This window comes from Orlajensenia leifsoniae (assembly GCF_004570845.1).
GTDB classification, from domain to species: domain Bacteria; phylum Actinomycetota; class Actinomycetes; order Actinomycetales; family Microbacteriaceae; genus Orlajensenia; species Orlajensenia leifsoniae.
This window is the reverse complement of record NZ_SPQZ01000002.1, coordinates 796465-814342: the sequence shown is the minus strand read 5'-3', so window position 1 is coordinate 814342 and position 17878 is coordinate 796465. Positions and strand designations below refer to the sequence as shown.

Annotated in this window: 18 protein-coding genes and 1 tRNA gene; 15 read left to right on the top strand and 4 right to left on the bottom strand. The window is 68.0% G+C overall.

Translation table 11 applies throughout. From position 1 onward, the window contains the following. Positions 1 to 415: HNH endonuclease signature motif containing protein (locus tag E4M00_RS07915; RefSeq protein WP_135119928.1), on the top strand; the 415-nt coding region annotated here is incomplete at its 5' end. Between the two features lie 214 nt (positions 416 to 629). Here the strand turns inward: E4M00_RS07915 and E4M00_RS07910 are convergent. Continuing rightward, complete coding sequence (locus E4M00_RS07910) at positions 630 to 1268, bottom strand: MBL fold metallo-hydrolase (RefSeq protein ID WP_135119927.1); 639 nt, start codon at positions 1266 to 1268, stop codon at positions 630 to 632. 88 nt (positions 1269 to 1356) lie between these two features. On the opposite strand from E4M00_RS07910, the gene E4M00_RS07905 reads away from it, so the two are divergent. Continuing rightward, positions 1357 to 2265: a diacylglycerol/lipid kinase family protein gene (locus tag E4M00_RS07905; protein ID WP_135119926.1), complete on the top strand. Its 909-nt coding sequence runs from the start codon at positions 1357 to 1359 to the stop codon at positions 2263 to 2265. Positions 2266 to 2327: 62 nt separating this feature from the next. Continuing rightward, positions 2328 to 2403 (top strand) — tRNA-Glu (locus E4M00_RS07900). A gap of 168 nt (positions 2404 to 2571) precedes the next feature. On the opposite strand, the gene E4M00_RS07895 is transcribed toward E4M00_RS07900, so the two are convergent. Beyond that, entirely contained in the window at positions 2572 to 3297 is a 726-nt protein-coding gene (locus tag E4M00_RS07895) for a TIGR00645 family protein (protein ID WP_135119986.1), read from the bottom strand. Positions 3298 to 3545: 248 nt separating this feature from the next. On the opposite strand from E4M00_RS07895, the gene E4M00_RS07890 reads away from it, so the two are divergent. From E4M00_RS07890 to E4M00_RS07860, 7 genes are all read left to right on the top strand, one after another. Continuing rightward, the gene (locus E4M00_RS07890; RefSeq protein WP_135119925.1) at positions 3546 to 4568 is read left to right on the top strand and encodes a TerC family protein; all 1023 of its coding nucleotides are present in this window, start codon (positions 3546 to 3548) and stop codon (positions 4566 to 4568) included. Between the two features lie 126 nt (positions 4569 to 4694). After that, the gene (gene leuC, locus E4M00_RS07885; protein WP_240036913.1) at positions 4695 to 6161 is read left to right on the top strand and encodes a 3-isopropylmalate dehydratase large subunit; all 1467 of its coding nucleotides are present in this window, start codon (positions 4695 to 4697) and stop codon (positions 6159 to 6161) included. Beyond that, positions 6161 to 6763 (top strand): 3-isopropylmalate dehydratase small subunit, encoded by a 603-nt coding sequence (gene leuD, locus E4M00_RS07880; protein WP_056162096.1) that lies wholly within the window; start codon positions 6161 to 6163, stop codon positions 6761 to 6763. Before leuC ends, leuD begins: the two co-directional genes overlap by 1 nt. 17 nt (positions 6764 to 6780) lie before the next feature. Next, entirely contained in the window at positions 6781 to 8151 is a 1371-nt protein-coding gene (gene murA, locus E4M00_RS07875) for a UDP-N-acetylglucosamine 1-carboxyvinyltransferase (protein WP_055819322.1), read from the top strand. Between the two features lie 7 nt (positions 8152 to 8158). Further along, positions 8159 to 8926, top strand: a complete 768-nt coding sequence (locus E4M00_RS07870) for a lysophospholipid acyltransferase family protein (RefSeq protein ID WP_135119923.1) — start codon at positions 8159 to 8161, stop codon at positions 8924 to 8926. Next, the gene (locus E4M00_RS07865; protein WP_135119922.1) at positions 8919 to 10067 is read left to right on the top strand and encodes an NAD(P)H-dependent glycerol-3-phosphate dehydrogenase; all 1149 of its coding nucleotides are present in this window, start codon (positions 8919 to 8921) and stop codon (positions 10065 to 10067) included. The genes E4M00_RS07870 and E4M00_RS07865 overlap by 8 nt, the downstream gene beginning before the upstream one ends. Continuing rightward, a complete protein-coding gene (locus E4M00_RS07860) occupies positions 9964 to 11064 on the top strand; it encodes a D-alanine--D-alanine ligase family protein (RefSeq protein WP_135119921.1) in 1101 nt (366 codons plus the stop codon). The genes E4M00_RS07865 and E4M00_RS07860 overlap by 104 nt, the downstream gene beginning before the upstream one ends. A gap of 30 nt (positions 11065 to 11094) precedes the next feature. Here E4M00_RS07860 and E4M00_RS07855 read toward each other — a convergent pair whose 3' ends face one another. After that, entirely contained in the window at positions 11095 to 11604 is a 510-nt protein-coding gene (locus tag E4M00_RS07855; RefSeq protein WP_135119920.1) for a DUF3515 family protein, read from the bottom strand. Positions 11605 to 11628: 24 nt separating this feature from the next. Here E4M00_RS07855 and thiL point away from each other — a divergent pair, with 24 nt between their 5' ends. After that, complete coding sequence (gene thiL, locus E4M00_RS07850) at positions 11629 to 12618, top strand: thiamine-phosphate kinase (RefSeq protein WP_135119919.1); 990 nt, start codon at positions 11629 to 11631, stop codon at positions 12616 to 12618. A 39-nt stretch (positions 12619 to 12657) separates the two neighbouring features. Here thiL and rsmD read toward each other — a convergent pair whose 3' ends face one another. Continuing rightward, positions 12658 to 13248: a 16S rRNA (guanine(966)-N(2))-methyltransferase RsmD gene (rsmD, locus tag E4M00_RS07845; protein WP_135119918.1), complete on the bottom strand. Its 591-nt coding sequence runs from the start codon at positions 13246 to 13248 to the stop codon at positions 12658 to 12660. Positions 13249 to 13296: 48 nt separating this feature from the next. Between rsmD and E4M00_RS07840 the strand changes: the two genes are divergently transcribed. From E4M00_RS07840 to E4M00_RS07825, 4 genes are all read left to right on the top strand, one after another. Continuing rightward, positions 13297 to 14055 carry a tetratricopeptide repeat protein gene (locus E4M00_RS07840; protein ID WP_135119917.1) on the top strand — a complete coding sequence of 253 codons (759 nt, stop codon included), beginning with the start codon at positions 13297 to 13299 and terminating at the stop codon, positions 14053 to 14055. After that, positions 14052 to 16277, top strand: coding sequence for an ATP-dependent DNA helicase RecG (locus tag E4M00_RS07835; protein WP_135119916.1), 2226 nt, complete (start codon positions 14052 to 14054; stop codon positions 16275 to 16277). Before E4M00_RS07840 ends, E4M00_RS07835 begins: the two co-directional genes overlap by 4 nt. 70 nt (positions 16278 to 16347) lie before the next feature. Continuing rightward, a complete protein-coding gene (gene coaD / locus E4M00_RS07830) occupies positions 16348 to 16836 on the top strand; it encodes a pantetheine-phosphate adenylyltransferase (protein ID WP_135119915.1) in 489 nt (162 codons plus the stop codon). Further along, the gene (locus E4M00_RS07825) at positions 16833 to 17873 is read left to right on the top strand and encodes an AAA family ATPase (RefSeq protein ID WP_055819291.1); all 1041 of its coding nucleotides are present in this window, start codon (positions 16833 to 16835) and stop codon (positions 17871 to 17873) included. Before coaD ends, E4M00_RS07825 begins: the two co-directional genes overlap by 4 nt. Positions 17874 to 17878 lie beyond the last annotated feature (5 nt).

Sequence of the window (17878 nt, the reverse complement as noted above, 5' to 3'; positions counted from 1 at the left end):
CCTGCCCGTACTGTTCTCCTCGACCGGGCAACCGTTGAACCTCGGACGCGACGAACGCCTCTTCACCCGGGCACAACGCCTCGCGATCAGCATCCGCGACGGCGGCTGCATGGAACCCGACTGCGACCGACCACCCTCCTGGACCGAGATCCACCACATCCGGCACTGGAAACGCGACCACGGGAACACGAACGTCGCCGACGGCATCCTGCTATGCCGCAGAGGTCACCTCCGCGTGCACAACGAGGGCTGGGAGATCACCCGCGACCACCACGACCAGTACTGGCTCATCCCACCACCCCAGATCGACCCGGATCAAACACCGCGCCTGATGAAGCCGAAGACCCGGGAGCAGATCACCCACCCCGTCACCCTCCCGCACGAACTCGAACCCGCCGCCACCGCCACGGGGTAGAACTCCGTTCGCGCTTCGACCGCGGACTCCGTCCGGGCCTCAGCGACCGGATTCATGTGCTTCGACCGCGGACTGCGTCCGCACCTCAGCGAGCGGAGCGTGCGCATCCCTCAGCGCGCGGCCAGTCATCTCCCCGCTCGCTGAGAGCCGAGCGATGCGACCGCCCGAAGCGCACTCACCGCGTCCACACCTGAACGCCCCTCCGAACCGGCGCTCAGATGTCCAGGGTGTCGCCGGGCTCCAGCGCGTGGAACTCCCCACCGCCCTGCTCGACGGACCAGGTCAGACGCGCGTTCGACATGTCCTTTCCGGCACGTGAGAGCACCATCTCATGCGTCGGGAACACATGCTTCGGCGCCACGGCCAGGACGTAGTCCATGACATCGCTCACCTTCATCCACGGCGCACCGGCCGGGGCCGCGAGGGTGTCGACGGCCACGCCCTCCGGAATGGTGAACGAGTCGCCTGCGTAGTAGAGGGTGTCGTTGACGAGCACACCGACGTTGTCGATCACGGGGATCGATGAGTGGATGACGGCGTGCTTCTCACCGAAGAAGCGCAGCGTGAAGGCTCCGACCTCCACAGTGTCACCGGCGGCCACGAGCTCGACCGCGAAGTCGCTCGCGGCAGCGACGACGCCGGCCGGACCGAAGATCCGCACATCGGGGTTCGCGTCGACGATGCGCTTCAACTGCTCGGGAGTCCAGTGGTCGGGGTGCTCGTGCGTGATGACGATGGCCACGGTTCCGGCCGACTCGGTGATGGCGGTCGTGAACGAACCCGGGTCGATGTAGAGCCGGTCGCCGTTCTGCTCGAGGACGAGGGCGGCGTGTTCCAGCTTTGTCAGTCTCATGATCCGAGCCAACACCTCGGGAGGCCTCCGTGCAACACGCACCGCCGGTGAGTCGGCTCCGGACCCCGCAGCACCCCATAATCGCCGTATGAGTGCTGCCTCGGCGTTGCGGATCACCGTGGCCATCAACCCCAACGCGTCGTTCGGCCACAACCGCGAGGTCGGTCCCCGCGTGGTCGAGGCGCTGATCGAGGCCGGCCACGACATCGCGATGCTGCGCGAGCCAAACTTCGAGCTCCTGCGTCGTGAGGCGGCGCACGCGGTCGAGGCTGGGACGGATGCTCTCGTCGTCGTCGGCGGCGATGGCATGGTCTCGCTCGGCACCAATCTGGTCGCCGGCACCGCCATCCCACTCGGCATCGTCGCCGCAGGCACCGGCAACGACATGGCCCGCGGTCTCGGGCTCCCCGTGGGCGACACGGACGCAGCCATCCGCACCCTCCTCGGTTCCCTTCACCGTGAGCCCCGGGTGATCGACGCCGCACGCGTACGACACGGCGCTCTCACCACCTGGTACGCCGGCGTGCTGTCGGCAGGCTTCGACGCAGTGGTCAACGAACGCGCGAACACGATGACCAGACCCCGCGGTTCGAGCCGCTACATCCTGGCGCTGCTGCGTGAGCTCCTCACCCTGAAGCCCGTGAGCTACACCCTCACCATCGACGGTGTCGTGCGCGAGGTCGAGGGCATGCTGGTGTCCATCGCCAACAATGTCTCCCTCGGCGGCGGAATGAGAGTGGCCCCGGATGCTCTCCTCGACGACGGCCTGCTCGACGTCTTCATCGTCAAGAAGCTCTCCCGTCTGGAGTTCATCCGCGTCTTCCCCAAGGTCTTCTCGGGTACGCACACCACGCACCCCGCCGTGGAGATCGTGCGCGCGACGTCGGTCCGAATCGAGACGGACACGGCGATCGTCGCCTACGCGGACGGAGAGCGTGTCGGCCCGATGCCCGTCGACATCGCGGTGGTCCCAGGAGCCCTCCACATGCTCGTCTGAGTGCGCCCGTCTCGATTTGGAATGACGCAAACGGTGTGGCATACTTTTCAAGTTGCAAAAACGGCCCCATCGTTTAGCGGCCTAGGACACCGCCCTCTCACGGCGGCAGCACCGGTTCAAATCCGGTTGGGGTCACCATCACGAAAGAACCCCCGGCTCAGCCGGGGGTTTTCGTGTTTAAGGCGCAGGTCGCGCCGCGCATATTCCGCATCCGGGATGGTGAAGTCTCGCCATCGCGACGTATTCGCCACGACACATATAGGCCCCGCGGTGACGTGTCCGCGAGGCCCAGACGTCACGTTCAGATCAGTCGCGCGAGCCGAGCAGCGCGTCGTACTGGTCATCCGATTCGCGGATGCCGGGTGCCGAGTCGCGCGCCCGAGACGGAAGCACCGGCGGCAGGGGCACGACGACTCCGTCGTGGGTCTCGCCGGGCGAGACGTGGTGATACGACATGCGGTCGATCCAGGCCAGTGCCAGCGCCGACAGGATGAAGACCACGTGGATGATGACCTGCCACATGACGCCCGTCGGCGTGTAGTTCTCGCCCTCGCCCAGGTCGTTGCCCGAGCCGGTCTCGGTCATGTCGCCGACCTCGATGAAGGTCTTCAGCAGGTGGATCGAGGAAATTCCGATGATGGCCATCGCGAGCTTGACCTTCAGCACGTTCGCGTTCACGTGCGAGAGCCACTCGGGCTGGTCGGGGTGGTCATCGACCTTGATCTTCGAGACGAAGGTCTCGTAGCCACCGATGATCACCATGATGAGCAGGTTCGCGATCATGACGACGTCGATGAGGCCGAGGACGGCCAGCATGATGTTCGCCTCGGTGATCTCGGCCGTGTGCAGGAACACGTCCTCGGCGAGGTGCCAGAGCTCGATCATGAACACGACCACGTAGATGGCCTGCGCCACGATGAGTCCGAGATAGAGCGGGGCCTGCAGCCAGCGGCTGAAGAAGATGAGATAGCCGATGCCGTTCGTCCAGGTGGACGTCGGGTAGGGGCGGGTGTTGCGGGGCTGCGGGGGCATGGCGTTCACGTCTTGTCTCCTGAAAGGTCCTCGTTCCCGCCATGCTATCGAGGCTGGTCCTGCGCAATCGCCGTGAACGGGAGCGCCTCAGCAGTCGGTTAGGCTGAACGGGCGAAGGGGAGTATCCCACCTCGTCGGATCCGTCATCACGGGTGGCAATGAAGCCGCCCCGGACCCGATGGCATCGAATACGATGCGGGAGAGACTTTCAGCGGTTCGTCCTCCCCTCTTTCTGCGAAAGGCCCCCCATGGAGTCTGCCCTTCCCGTCTGGTTCGAGATCACCTCGCTCGTCGTGATCACGATCATCCTCGTCGCCGACCTGCTGCTGGTGATCAAGCGGCCCCACGTGCCGTCGTTCAAGGAAGCGACGCTGTGGGTCGTGTTCTACGTGGCTCTGGCCTTGATCTTCGCCGGCCTGATGTTCGTGATCGGCGACGCCCAGCACGGAAGCGAGTTCCTCGCGGGTTGGCTGACGGAGTACAGCCTCTCGATCGACAACCTGTTCGTCTTCGTCGTGATCATGGCGCGCTTCGCGGTCCCACGGAAGATCCAGCAGGAGGTGCTGATGGTGGGCATCATCATCGCCCTCGTGCTGCGCCTCATCTTCATCCTCCTGGGCGCTGCCCTCATCGAGAACTTCAGCTGGATCTTCTACATCTTCGGCGCCTTCCTGCTGTACACGGCGTTCAACCAGGCGTTCGGCAACCACGAGGACGACGGCGAGGAGAGCGGCCTCATCAAGATGCTGCGGAAGCGGGTCTCCATCGCGCCCGACTTCCACGGGATCAAGCTGCGCACCGTCGTCGACGGCAGGAAGATGTTCACCCCGGTGCTCATCGTGTTCATCGCCATCGGTACGACCGACCTCATCTTCGCCCTGGACTCCATCCCGGCGATCTTCGGAATCACGCAGTCGCCGTTCATCGTGTTCACCGCGAACGTCTTCGCGCTGATGGGTCTCCGCCAGCTCTACTTCCTGCTGGGCGGACTGCTCGAGCGCCTCGAGTACCTCAAGTACGGCATCGCCTTCATCCTGTTCTTCATCGGTGTGAAGCTGGTCTTCCACGCCCTGCACACGAATGAGCTGCCCTTCATCAACGGTGGCGAGCACATCGACTGGGTTCCGGAGATCGACACCTGGACATCGCTGATCGTGATCATCGCCTCGATGGCCGTGGCCACCGTCGCGAGCCTGGTGAAGGCGCGCGTCGATGCGAAGAAGCGCGGGCACAAGCTGATGGACGAAGTGCCGCATTTCACCGAGGAGTAACGCTCGGTTCCACCGGTGTACTCTGATGGTGTGCAGTGCCCTCAGCTTCTTCTCGGGTGCCGCGACGAGACCTCGTTCTGACAGGCCTTCCTCGTCGCGGCGTTTCCCGTTGGCTGAATACCGATCATGGAAAGTGCATCAGCAATGAACGCGAACACCTCTGACACCCTGCCTCCGCGCACTCTGGCAGAGAAGGTCTGGGATGCCCACCTCGTCTCGAAGGGCGAGAACGGCGAGCCGGACCTCATCTACATCGACCTGCACCTCGTGCACGAGGTCACCAGCCCGCAGGCCTTCGACGGACTGCGGATGGCCGGTCGTCCCGTGCGCCGCCCTGATCTCACCATCGCGACCGAGGACCACAACACCCCGACCATCGGCATCGACAAGCCGATCGCCGACCTCACCAGCCGCACGCAGATCGAGACCCTGCGCCGCAACTGCGCCGAGTTCGGCGTCCGCCTGCACTCGCTCGGCGACATCGAGCAGGGCATCGTGCACGTCGTCGGACCGCAGCTCGGTCTCACGCAGCCCGGCATCACCGTCGTCTGCGGAGATTCGCACACCTCGACCCACGGCGCCTTCGGAGCGATGGCGTTCGGCATCGGCACCAGCGAGGTCGAGCACGTGCTCGCGACCCAGACGCTGCCGCTGAAGCCGTTCAAGACGATGGCGATCACCGTGGAGGGCACCCTCCGCCCCGGCGTGACCGCGAAGGACATCATCCTGGCGGTCATCGCCAAGATCGGCACCGGTGGTGGCCAGGGCTACGTGCTCGAGTACCGCGGAAGCGCCATCCGTGCCCTCTCGATGGATGGCCGCATGACGATCTGCAACATGTCGATCGAGGCCGGCGCCCGCGCCGGCATGGTCGCACCGGACCACACCACCTTCGACTACGTCAAGGGCCGCGCCCACGCACCGGAGGGCCAGGACTGGGACGACGCCGTCGCGTACTGGCGCACCCTCGCCACCGACGATGGCGCCACCTTCGACGCCGAGGTCTTCATCGACGCCGACGCGCTCGAGCCGTTCGTCACCTGGGGCACGAACCCGGGTCAGGGCGTCTCCCTGAGCGACACGGTCCCGAACCCCGTCGAGATCGAGGATCCCCACGAGCGTGCAGCCGCCGAGCGCGCGCTCGAGTACATGGACCTCGCCGCGGGCACCCCGCTCAAGGACATCGCCGTCGACGCCGTGTTCATGGGCTCCTGCACGAACAGCCGCATCGAGGACCTGAGAGCCTTCGCATCCGTCATCCAGGGCAAGAAGAAGGCCGACGGCGTGCGCGTCATGGTCGTGCCCGGGTCGGCGCGCGTGCGCATCGAGGCCGAGGCCGAGGGCCTCGACAAGATCATCACCGACTTCGGAGCGGAGTGGCGCTTCGCCGGCTGCTCGATGTGCCTCGGCATGAACCCCGATCAGCTGGCACCGGGGGAGCGCTGCGCGTCCACCTCCAACCGCAACTTCGAGGGACGCCAGGGCAAGGGCGGCCGAACCCACCTCGTCTCGCCGCTGGTGGCTGCCGCCACCGCGATCCGCGGCACCCTGTCGAGTCCGTGGGATCTGCAGATCGAGGGGGAGGCACGCTGATGCAGAAGTTCGAGAAGGTCACCGGCATCGCCGTTCCGTTCCGTCGCTCCAACGTCGACACCGACCAGATCATCCCCGCCGTCTACCTGAAGCGGGTCACGAAGACAGGCTTCGAGGATGCCCTGTTCGCCGGCTGGCGCCAGGACCCGGAGTTCGTGCTGAATCGCCCGGAGTACCAGGGTGCCCGCATTCTGATCACCGGACCCGATTTCGGCACCGGCTCGTCGCGTGAGCACGCGGTCTGGGCCCTGCGCGACTTCGGTTTTGACGTCGTGCTGAGCCCCCGATTCGGCGACATCTTCCGCGGGAACTCGGGCAAGCAGGGCCTGCTCGCGGGTGAGGTGGCCGAGCCCGACGTCGAGGCACTCTGGGCGATCATCGAGGCGCAGCCGGGAATAGAGCTGACCGTCGATCTGGTTGAGCGAAAGGTCACGGCCGGGTCGCTCAGCGTCCCGTTCGAGATTGACGATTACACTAGGTGGCGGCTCATCGAGGGGCTGGATGACATCGGACTGACCCTGCGAGATGCGGATCGGATCGATCGATTCGAACAGACCCGCGAGAGCTGGCGACCGCGAACACTGCCGGTCAAGCAGTCATAGAGCTGGAGAAGCATTACTTGAACACACTCGGCGAAGATGCACGCAACCACGGCACTGCCGTTGGGCTCAGCGTCGACCAGATCACGATCAACGGTGGAAAGCCGCTGCGTGGTCGGATCGAACTGAAGGGGGCGAAGAACCTCGTCACCAAGGCGATGGTCGCGGCAGTCCTCGGGGAGACCCCCAGCGTCCTGAAGGACGTTCCGAATATCAGCGACGTGCGCATCGTGCGCGGCCTGCTCGAGGTGCACGGCGTCCGCGTCGTCGAAGGCCTCGAAGAGGGCGAGCTGATCTTCGATCCCTCCAACGTCGAGAGCGCGCACTTCGCCGACATCGACGCCCACGCCGGTTCGAGTCGCATTCCGATCCTCTTCTGCGGCCCGCTCCTGCACCGTCTCGGCGAGGCCTTCATCCCCGACCTCGGCGGCTGCCGCATCGGCGACCGCCCCATCGACTTCCACCTCGAGGTGCTGCGCAAGTTCGGCGCCATCGTGGAGAAGCTTCCGAGCGGCATCCGGATGTCGGCCCCCAACGGCCTCAAGGGCGCCAAGGTCGAGCTGCCGTACCCGAGCGTCGGAGCCACGGAGCAGGTGCTGCTGACCGCGGTGCGTGCCGAGGGCATCACCGAGCTCAAGGGCGCCGCCATCGAGCCCGAGATCATGGATCTCATCAATATCCTGCAGAAGATGGGCGCGATCATCACGGTCGACACCGACCGCGTCATCCGCATCGAGGGTGTCGAGCGTCTCGACGGCTACACGCACCGCGCCCTGTTCGACCGCAACGAGGCCGCCAGCTGGGCCTCCGCCGCACTGGCGACGGACGGCGACATCTTCGTCGGCGGGGCCCGCCAGTCCGAGATGCTCACGTTCCTCAACGTCTTCCGCAAGGTCGGCGGGCAGTTCGAGATCCACGATGACGGCATCCGTTTCTGGCATCCCGGAACCCCGCTCAACCCCGTCTTCATCGAGACGGACGTGCACCCCGGCTTCATGACGGACTGGCAGCAGCCCCTCGTCGTCGCGCTCACCCAGGCGCACGGCGTGTCGATCGTGCACGAGACGGTCTACGAGCAGCGCTTCGGCTTCGTCGACGCCCTCGTCGAGATGGGCGCCGAGATCCAGGTGCACAAGGACTGCCTTGGCGGTCAGGCGTGCCGTTTCGGTCAGCGCAACTTCCAGCACTCGGCGATCATCTCGGGTCCGCGCAAGCTGCACGGCGCCGACATCGAGGTTCCCGACCTGCGCGGCGGCTTCAGCCACCTCATCGCGGCACTCTCCGCCGAGGGTCCCTCGACGGTCTCCAACGTGGGCATCATCGCCCGCGGCTACGAGAACTTCATCGGAAAGCTGCAGCAGCTCGGAGCCGACTTCGTTCTCGAAGGATAATAGGGGGATGCCCAGCACCACCTCGCCGACGAGACGCGCGCCCCGGGAGTCCCGCAAGCCCGGGATCTTCTGGCTGCTGGCGGCCATCGCGCTCCCTCCGATGAACCTCTCGATCAAGTTCACGTTCCACAACGCCGAGAAGCTCCCCGCCGAGGGAGCCCTCGTGCTCTCGCCGAACCACTACAGCGAGATCGACCCTCTCGTGATCGGCGTGGCCGTGTTCAAGCAGGGGCGTCAGCCGCGCTTCCTCGCGAAGGCCTCGCTGTTCTCGGTGCCCGGCATCGGCGCCCTGCTGCGCTGGTCGGGGCAGATCCCGGTGGAGCGGGCCGGCGGCAACGGCCACCAGGCCCTGCGCGCCGCCGAGGACCTCGTGGAGAAGGGACGCCTCGTCGTCGTCTACCCCGAGGGCTCGCTGACGCGAGACCCCGACCTGTGGCCGATGCGCGGCAAGACCGGCGCCGTGCGCATCGCCCTCGAGCAGGACATCCCCGTCATCCCGGTGGCCCACTGGGGCACCCAGGCGCTGATGCCGCGCTACGGCAAGAAGCTCGTGCTGTTCCGCCGCAAGCCCATCCACGTGTCATTCGGAGACCCGGTCGACCTCGATGACTTCCGGGGTCGGCCTCTCGAGCCGGCGCTGCTGGCCGAGGCGACGAACCGGGTCATGGATGCCGTCACGGTGCTGCTCGCCGAGCTCCGCGGCGAGCCCGTCCCCGCCGAGCGCTGGGACCCGGCCACGCATAAGCAGACCGAGACCGGCCGCTTCGATGGCTAAGCCGCCGAAGCCCTCCACCGTCAAGCGGGGCACCAGAGTCGCGGTCCTCGGAGCCGGCAGTTGGGGCACCACCTTCGCCAAGATCCTCGCCGACGGCGGCGCCGACGTCATGATCTGGGCGCGACGCCCCGAGCTGGCGCGCGAGATCCAGGAGGCCAAGCGCAACAGCGACTACCTCCCCGGCATCAACCTGCCCGTCTCGCTCCGCGCGACCTCACGCCTCGACCTCGCCCTCGCGGGTGCCGAGCAGGTCTTCCTGGCTGTTCCCAGCCAGTCCCTGCGCGAGACCCTCGCAGCGGCCCGCCCGCACCTCGGTGCGAACGCGATCGTCGTGTCGCTCATGAAGGGCGTCGAGAAGGGCACCGACCTCCGCATGAGCGAGGTCATCGGCGAGGCCCTGCCGATCCCGGCGGAGCAGATCGCCGTGGTCTCCGGACCCAATCTCGCCCTCGAGATCGCCAAGGAGCAACCGACGGCAGCCGTCGTCTCCTCCACCAGCCTCGAGACCGCCCAGGCCGTCGCCAAGCTGGCGAGCACGGGGTACTTCCGCACGTTCGTCAACACCGACGTCATCGGCACCGAGTTCGGCGGGGTGCTCAAGAACCTCATCGCCGTGGCGATCGGCATCGTCGACGGCGTCGGTTACGGCGAGAACACCAAGGCGTCGATCATCACCCGCGGTCTCGTCGAGATGACGGACTTCGCCGTCGCGCACGGCGCCCAGGTGGAGACGCTCTCCGGCCTCGCCGGACTCGGCGACCTCATCGCCACCTGCCAGTCGCCGCTCTCGCGCAACAACACGGCGGGGCGCCTTCTCGGGCAGGGGCTCTCGATGGCCGACGTCACGAAGCAGATGAAGCAGACCACCGAGGGATTCGCATCCGTCGGCCCGGTTCTGGAACTGGCCAAGGCGAAGGGCGTCGACATGCCCATCGTCGAGCAGGTGCGACAGGTGCTGGCGGGTACTCTCAAGCCTGCCGACATCGCACCCCACCTCACGACAGACTCGGACGAGCCCCAGGGCGAAAGGAATCTCGATGACGCACAAGCTCAGGGTGGTGCTGCTGTTTGGCGGTCGGTCAAGCGAGCATTCCATCAGCTGCGCAACGGCGGGGGGAGTTCTCTCGGCGATCGACCGTGAGAAGTACGACGTCATCCCCGTCGGCATCACCCGCGACGGAGCCTTCGTGCTCGAGTCCGATGATGCCCACCGCTTCGCCCTCGACCCGCAGGCACTGCCCGAGGTCGTCGACAACGGCACACGCATCACGTGGCCCGAGAGTGCTGCCACCCGCGAACTGCGGGTGACGGATGCCGCCGGCGAACGCTCGCTCGGCGACGTCGACCTGGTCTTCCCCATCCTCCACGGCCCCTTCGGCGAGGACGGCACACTGCAGGGCATGCTCGAACTCGTCGGCCTGCCCTACGTGGGATCCGGCGTGCTCGCGAGCGCGCTCGGCATGGACAAGCACTTCACCAAGCTGGTCCTGCAGCACGCGGGCATCGAGGTGGCCCCGTGGCGCACCATCACGGCCCAGGAGTGGGACCGTGACCCCGCCGCCGTGCGCGCGTCCGTCGCCGGCCTCGGCCTGCCCGTGTTCGTCAAGCCCGCCCGGGCGGGCTCCAGCGTGGGCGTGAGCAAGGTGTCTGAGCCCGACGAGTTCGACGCGGCCTTCGCGACCGCCTTCGCCGAAGACGACAAGGTGCTCGTCGAGACCGGCGTCGTCGGCCGCGAGCTCGAGATCGCCATCCTCGGAGGCGCCCACGGCGAGAGCCCGCGTTCCTCCGTCGCCGGTGAGGTCATCATGTCGGGGCGGGAGTTCTACGACTTCGAGGCGAAGTACCTCGACGCCCCCGGCGTGCAGCTCACCTGCCCGGCGGACCTGCGCGACGAGCAGCTCGCCGAGATGAGCGAGATCGCCATCGCGGCGTTCGAGGCCATCGGCGCCGAAGGGCTGTCCCGGGTCGACTTCTTCCTCACCGACGCTGGCTTCGTGATCAACGAGATCAACACGATGCCCGGCTTCACGCCCATCTCGATGTTCCCGACCTGCTGGTTGAACTCGGGGCTCAGCTACCCCGAGCTGATCGACGAGCTCATCCGCGTCGCCGTGGCGCGCGGGGTCAGGGTCGGCTGACACCGTCGCGACGGTGCGCGCCGGATGTTCTCAGCCGGCCGGCGTCGCAGTGCTGGTCGGTTCCGGCACATCGGTGACGTCGGTGCACTGCGCCGTCGGCTCGATGACGGAGACCGCCGAGGCGAGGTCGGCCAGGGTCGTCGCTCCGCTCACTCTGTCGTAGTCGAGGATGACCTCCACCGCCGGAGTTCGACCGAACGTCGTGAAGCGATAGGTCGGGGCGTCGGAGTCGTCCTGGATCCAGTCGACGCCGTTCACGCTCACGCACTCGTCCGTCGTCGGGCCCGGCGTGGGAACGCCGCAGCGCAGCAGCACGGAGGCCGGGTCGCCCCATGCGCCAGTGCCCTGGGCGCCCGTCTCCCGCGCTGCCTGGTCTGCGACGGTGGGAGGAAGGCGCACGACGACGTCTGCGCAGGCCGTGTCCTTCGCATCGGCCGCGGGCTCGAGCGAGACGGCGGATGCGCAGCCCGTGAGGGCGACCGCGGCGAGGACGAGGGTGCAGGGGAGCGCCGCGGAACGCAGCGCAGAACGGAGTGACATCGCTTTCAGGCTACCGTGTGAGGAATGACTGAGGCTTCGAGCACGACCGTCGGCGAGCTGAGTGAGCTGGCCGTGCTCGCCCGGATCTTCCCGCGGCTTCCGGACGCTGACGCGGCCATCGTCGGACCCGGTGACGATGCCGCCGTGATCTCGGCTCCGGATGCGCGCTTCGTCGTCACGACCGACATGATGGTGCACGGACCCGACTTCAGGCTGGCCTGGTCGACGCCGTTCGATCTGGGCTGGAAGGCCGCAGCCACCAACCTCTCGGATGTGGCTGCGATGGGAGCGGTGCCGACAGCCCTGGTCGTGGCCCTCGCGGTGCCTCCGTCGCTGGACGTCTCCGTCGTCGAGGGCTTCGCCGACGGTCTGCGGGCGGCCTGTGGGGCTCTGTCGCCCGGCTGCGGTGTCGTGGGCGGCGACCTCTCGGCATCCGACACCCTCACCGTCGCCGTCACGGCGTTCGGCGACCTGCAGGGCCGCGCCCCGGTGTTGCGATCGGGAGCCCGCCCCGGCGACGTCGTGGCTCTCGCCGGACAGCTCGGCCTCGCCGCCGAGGGGCTCGGCCTGCTGTTCCGTGCCGGGGTCGACGCACAGGGGCGGCCCGACGCTGAACTCGCGGCAGAGCTCCGCCTGCGGCATCCGTCGGCCATCGACGCCCAGCTCGCCCCGACTCCGCCGATCGGTGCCGGCCCCGTCGCCGCGATCGGCGGTGCGACCGCCATGCTCGACGTCTCGGACGGCCTGTCCCTCGATGCGGCGCGCATCGCCCGGTCGAGTGGGGTCGGCATCGACTTCGACTCGGCGACGCTCGGCGACGACATCGAGCGCGCCCTGGGCGGCGGCGAGGACCATGGCCTGCTGGCGACCTTCCCGCATGATTCGGTCGTTCCGGCTCCCTTCCGCGTCATCGGGAGGGTGACCGAGGGCTCGGGCACGGTGAGCGTCGACGGCACGCCTCACGACGCCGTCGGCTGGGATCCCTACAGCGGGTGGGACGGCGCCGCGGGCTAGGTCGGCGCTAGGTCGCCGCTCGGTCGGCGCCAGCCGGTGCTATTCGGCGGTCCTGTGGGTCGCCGTCGCCGCAGTGGCCCACCACAGGGTGGTGTCGCCGTACTTCTTCTCGCGGTCGAGCTCGAGGCCGTGGGGGAGCGTCGGCCGGCCGGAGCGGGTGCTGCGCTCGATCAAGACCGTCGCCCCCGGGGAGAGATGGTGTACGAGAAGGGCCACGGCGCGGTCGAGCTCGTCGCCGGGAAGATCGTAGGGCGGGTCGAGGAAGACGAGGTCGAAGTCACCGACGACGCCCTCGAGATAGTGCTGCACCGACTGAGCGGCGACGCTGACGCGGGGCTTCCCGCCGGTCGGGGCCGTGCGCAGCACGGACTCGGTGTTCTTGCGGCAGATCGCCGCGGCCGCGGCATTCCGTTCGACGAGCACCACGGATGCCGCACCCCTGCTGGCGGCCTCGAGACCGAGCGACCCCGTGCCCGCGTACAGGTCGAGCACGTGAGCCCCGCGGATCTCGTCGCGGGCGTCGAGCGCCGAGAAGATGGCCTCCCGCACCCTGTCGCTGGTGGGGCGGGTACCGCTCCGGGGCACGGCGAGGGTGAGGGAACCGGCGAAGCCGGAGACGATGCGCGTCATAACGAAGTGAGCCTACCCGCGCACGGACATGGGTGTGATGATGGACGGGTGGGGGACACGACGAATCAGCTCCAGACCATCGACCAGTCCATCCTGGACACGCTGTGGGATTTCTCGGATCCAGCGGCCTCAGCGGAGCGCTTCCAGGCGGCCGCCGACGACCTCGCCTACAGCGAGGAGGCCCGCGAGGAGATCGCGACTCAGCTGGCGCGAGCCCTCGGGCTGATGGAGCAGTACGACGACGCCGAGGCCGTGCTCGACTCGATCGTGCCGTCATCGCCCATCGTCGAGGCGCGCATAGCGCTGGAGCGCGGCAGGCTGCGGCTGGCGCAGAGCGAGCCCGTCGTGGCTGTCCCGTTGTTCACGAAGGCCGCCCGGCGTGCGGCATCCGGTCGTGTGACGTTCCTCACCCTGGATGCCCTGCACATGCTCGCCATCGCCGACGCGGGGCACGAGGAGGAATGGGCCGAGGTCGGCTTCGCCGTGCTCGAGCGCGCGGGCCAGCCGCGCACCCGCCGCTGGGGCGTCGCGCTGCACAACAACCTGGGCTGGTACCTGCACGACGGCGGCCGAGCCGCCGAGGCCCTGCCGCACTTCGAACGCGCCCTCGAGTACGCCCGCGAGGTGGGAACGGCCGACCAGCGCTTCATCGGGCGATGGGCTGTCGCACGATGCCTGCGCACCCTCGGTCGTACCGACGAGGCTCTCGTGCAGCAGCGCTCCCTCGCCGAGAAGCGGCCGGACGACCCGTACGTGGCCGCCGAGATCCGTGCCCTGACGGAGGATCGCTCTACGATCGAGGAATGACCTCGACCGACGCCTCGTCAGGTTCCGTCGGCGCGCCGACGAGTCCGCTCGACGCACCGTTGGCGACGGTGCTGGCGCCGCGCACGGCCACGCCGCTGGCGAAGGCCTTCGGCATCCGCACCGTCGGAGACCTGCTCAGCCACTATCCGCGCCGCTACGCGCGCCGCGGCGAACTGACGGCGCTCGATCGTCTGCCCCTCGATGAGAACGTGACCATCGTCGCCGAGGTGCGCGAGGTGCGCGGGCGCTCGATGAAGAACCGTCGGGGGAACATCCTCGAGGTGTCCATCTCCGATGGCGCCGGCATCCTGACCCTCACCTTCTTCAACCAGGGCTGGCGTGAGAAGGAACTGCGGCCGGGCGTGCGGGGAGTCTTCGCGGGCAAGGTCACCGCCTACCGCAGCGCCCTGCAGTTGGCGCACCCCGACTACGAGTTGTTCGACGACGACTCGGTGGCGCTCAGCGGCGTGAACGACCCCGATGCCGGCAAGCGCTGGTCGGAGATGCCGATCCCGATCTACCCGGCGACGGGAAGCCTGTCGAGCTGGAACATCGCGAAGGCCATCGCGACCACTCTCGACGGCCTGCGCGGTGTGGGGGATGCCGTTCCCGCGGCCGTGCGAGAGGAGCAGGGGCTGCTCGCCCACGCCAGGGCGCTCGAGCTCGTGCACCGGCCTCAGACCGACTCCGACTGGAGGCGGGCACGCGACAGCCTGCGCTTCGCCGAGGCGTTCGTGCTGCAGGCCGCGCTGCTGCAGGAGCGCGCCATTCACCGGGCCTCGGCCACGACGGCCCGGGTGCCGCGCGCCGGAGGCTACCTCGAGCGCTTCGACGGCATCCTGCCGTTCACCCTCACGGCCGACCAGGAGGAGGTGGGAGACGAGATCGCCGGCGACCTCGCAGCGACGGCTCCCATGAACCGCCTCGTGCAGGGCGAGGTCGGCTCCGGCAAGACCCTCGTCGCCCTCCGCGCCATGCTGGCCGTTGCGGAGTCGGGTGGGCAATCGGCCCTGCTCGCCCCCACGGAGGTGCTCGCGGCGCAGCATCTGCGCTCCATCGCTCGCACCCTCGGCCCTGATCTGTCGGCAGAGCTCATGCCCACCCTCATCACCGGGCAGCTCTCCGCCGCTGAGCGTCGCAAGGCGCTGCTCCGGGCCGTCTCGGGCCAATCGCGCATCGTCGTCGGCACCCACGCCCTGCTCGGCGAGACCGTGTCGTTCTACGACCTCGGGCTCGTGGTCATCGACGAGCAGCACCGCTTCGGCGTCGACCAGCGCGAGGCGCTGCGACTCAAGGGAGCCACGCCTCCGCACGTGCTCGTCCTCACGGCCACGCCGATCCCGCGCACCGTGGCCATGACGGTGTTCGGCGACCTCGACGTGAGCGTCATCCGCGAACTCCCGGCCGGCCGATCGGGCATCGAGTCTTTCGTCGTGCCCCTGGCCGAGAAACCGGGGTGGTGGAATCGGGTCTGGACGCGCACGGCCGAGGAGCTGGCCCTCGGCAGGCAGGCCTTCGTGGTCTGCCCGGCGATCGACGCCAAGCAGCCCGAGGAGGGCGAGGATCTCGGCGGCGTGCTCGACGAGGCCGAGGCCGAGAGCAAGGCGCCGTTGGCGTCGGTGACCGCCACTCTCGAGTCCCTCCGCAGCCACCCCGATCTCGCCGGCCGCCGGATCGAGGCTCTGCACGGTCGCATGTCGAGTGACGAGAAGGATGCCGTCATGCAGGCGTTCGCGGCCGGCACCATCGACGTTCTCGTGGCCACGACGGTCATCGAGGTCGGCGTCGACGTGCCGAACGCCTCGACCATGGTGGTGCTCGACGCCGAGAGGTTCGGGGTCTCGCAGTTGCACCAGCTGCGCGGTCGCGTCGGCCGCGGCTCGGTTCCCGGGCTCTGCCTCCTCGTGACGAACGCCGCCGAGGAGTCGCTCGGCCGCCAACGCGTCGATGCCGTCGCCGCTACTCTCGACGGTTTCGAACTCGCCCAGGCCGACCTGGAGCTCCGCCGCGAAGGCGACGTGCTCGGTGGACTGCAGTCGGGAGGGCGCTCGTCGCTCCGACTGCTGCGCGTCGCCCAGGACGGCGACATCATCGCCGACGCGCGTCGAGCCGTGCAGGAGATCCTCGACGTCGACCCGGCGTTCGCCGACCACCCCGACCTGCGCGAGGCCGTCGCCCGCCGACTCGACGAGTCCGAGCGCGAATACCTCAACAAGGCGTGACGACCCCTGTTCGGGGATTCACACCCGCTCTCCAGCAGAGGAGTGATGCCGAAAGGCTAGGGTGAAACCCATGCGCAGGATCGCCGTCGTTCCCGGTTCGTTCGACCCAGCCACGTTGGGTCACCTCGACGTGATCGAGCGTGCCGCGGGCCTGTTCGACGAGCTGCACGTGCTCGTCGTGCACAATCCCGACAAGAACGCCCTGCTCCCCATCGCCCAGCGGGTCAGCCTGATCGAACGGGCCATCGCCGAGTCCGGTGCCGGCGGCAACATCGTCGTCGCATCGTGGAGTGTCGGCCTGCTCGTCGACTACTGCACCGAGGTCGGGGCATCCGTGCTGGTGAAGGGAATCCGCTCCCAGGTCGATGTGGCCTATGAGACCCCGATGGCGATCGTCAATCGCAATCTCGCCGGCGTGGAGACCATCTTCATGCTCCCCGATCCTGCACACGCCCACGTGTCCAGTTCCCTCGTCCGACAGGTCGCGGCTCTCGGGGGCGACGTGGCCCCCTACGTGCCTCGGGCCGTCGCCGATTTCCTCCAGGGGTCACTCCGATGAACAGCTCAGCCACCCGAATCCCCACCGACTCCTCGGTGGCCACAGCCGACGACACCGTCGCGATGCCCCTCGACGAGGTGCTGCGGCACGCCAACGCGATCATCGCGAACGTCGAGAGCGTCATCGCGGGCAAGCACGCCGCCGTGCGCACGGCGCTCACCGTTCTGCTTGCCGAAGGCCACCTGCTCATCGAGGACGTGCCGGGCGTCGGCAAGACGATGCTGGCGAAGGCGCTGGCGAAGTCCGTCGACAGTACGGTCAGCCGCATCCAGTTCACGCCCGACCTGCTGCCCAGCGATGTCACCGGCGTTTCGATGTACAACCAGGCCGAGCGACGCTTCGAGTTCAAGCCCGGCGCCGTGTTCGCGAACATCGTCATCGGAGACGAGATCAACCGCGCCTCTCCCAAGACGCAGTCGGCACTGCTCGAGTGCATGGAGGAGCGCCAGGTCACCGTAGACGGAACCACCTACCTGCTCTCGACGCCGTTCACCGTCGTCGCCACGCAGAACCCGATCGAGATGGAGGGCACGTACGCCCTTCCCGAGGCCCAGCGCGACAGGTTCATGGCCCGCATCTCGATGGGTTACCCCGACACCGAGAACGAAGTGGAGATGCTCAACACCCGCGACGTCACGAGCCCCCTCGAGCAGATCGGGGCCGTCGTCGACCTCGAGCAGCTTCGGGCGATGATGTCGTCGGCCCGGGGAGTGTTCGCCGCTCCCGGCGTCAAGGAGTACGCCGTGGCCCTCGTGCGCGCGACCCGCGATGACCGCGACCTGCGCCTCGGAGGCAGCCCACGCGCCACACTGCAGCTCATCCGCGCCGCCAAGGCGCATGCCGCCCTCCAGGGCCGCGACTTCGTGCTGCCCGACGACATCGACGAGCTCGCCGTCGCCGTTCTCGGACACAGGCTCGTCCCGACCAGTCGTGCCCTCGGACATCACCACCAGGACAGCTCGGCGCTCATCGAGGAGATCGTGCTCCGCATAGTCTCCGAGACCGCGGTGCCCCTCGGAAACCAGAAGCGGTCCTGATCCGC

Coding starts and splice junctions, on each gene's coding strand:
- E4M00_RS07910 (WP_135119927.1), bottom strand. CDS start 1,268: ATGAGACTGACAAAGCTGGAACACGCCGCCCTCGTCCTCGAGCAGAAC.
- E4M00_RS07905 (WP_135119926.1), top strand. CDS start 1,357: ATGAGTGCTGCCTCGGCGTTGCGGATCACCGTGGCCATCAACCCCAAC.
- E4M00_RS07895 (WP_135119986.1), bottom strand. CDS start 3,297: ATGCCCCCGCAGCCCCGCAACACCCGCCCCTACCCGACGTCCACCTGG.
- E4M00_RS07890 (WP_135119925.1), top strand. CDS start 3,546: ATGGAGTCTGCCCTTCCCGTCTGGTTCGAGATCACCTCGCTCGTCGTG.
- leuC (WP_240036913.1), top strand. CDS start 4,695: ATGGAAAGTGCATCAGCAATGAACGCGAACACCTCTGACACCCTGCCT.
- leuD (WP_056162096.1), top strand. CDS start 6,161: ATGCAGAAGTTCGAGAAGGTCACCGGCATCGCCGTTCCGTTCCGTCGC.
- E4M00_RS07870 (WP_135119923.1), top strand. CDS start 8,159: ATGCCCAGCACCACCTCGCCGACGAGACGCGCGCCCCGGGAGTCCCGC.
- E4M00_RS07865 (WP_135119922.1), top strand. CDS start 8,919: ATGGCTAAGCCGCCGAAGCCCTCCACCGTCAAGCGGGGCACCAGAGTC.
- E4M00_RS07860 (WP_135119921.1), top strand. CDS start 9,964: ATGACGCACAAGCTCAGGGTGGTGCTGCTGTTTGGCGGTCGGTCAAGC.
- E4M00_RS07855 (WP_135119920.1), bottom strand. CDS start 11,604: ATGTCACTCCGTTCTGCGCTGCGTTCCGCGGCGCTCCCCTGCACCCTC.
- thiL (WP_135119919.1), top strand. CDS start 11,629: ATGACTGAGGCTTCGAGCACGACCGTCGGCGAGCTGAGTGAGCTGGCC.
- rsmD (WP_135119918.1), bottom strand. CDS start 13,248: ATGACGCGCATCGTCTCCGGCTTCGCCGGTTCCCTCACCCTCGCCGTG.
- E4M00_RS07835 (WP_135119916.1), top strand. CDS start 14,052: ATGACCTCGACCGACGCCTCGTCAGGTTCCGTCGGCGCGCCGACGAGT.
- coaD (WP_135119915.1), top strand. CDS start 16,348: ATGCGCAGGATCGCCGTCGTTCCCGGTTCGTTCGACCCAGCCACGTTG.
- E4M00_RS07825 (WP_055819291.1), top strand. CDS start 16,833: ATGAACAGCTCAGCCACCCGAATCCCCACCGACTCCTCGGTGGCCACA.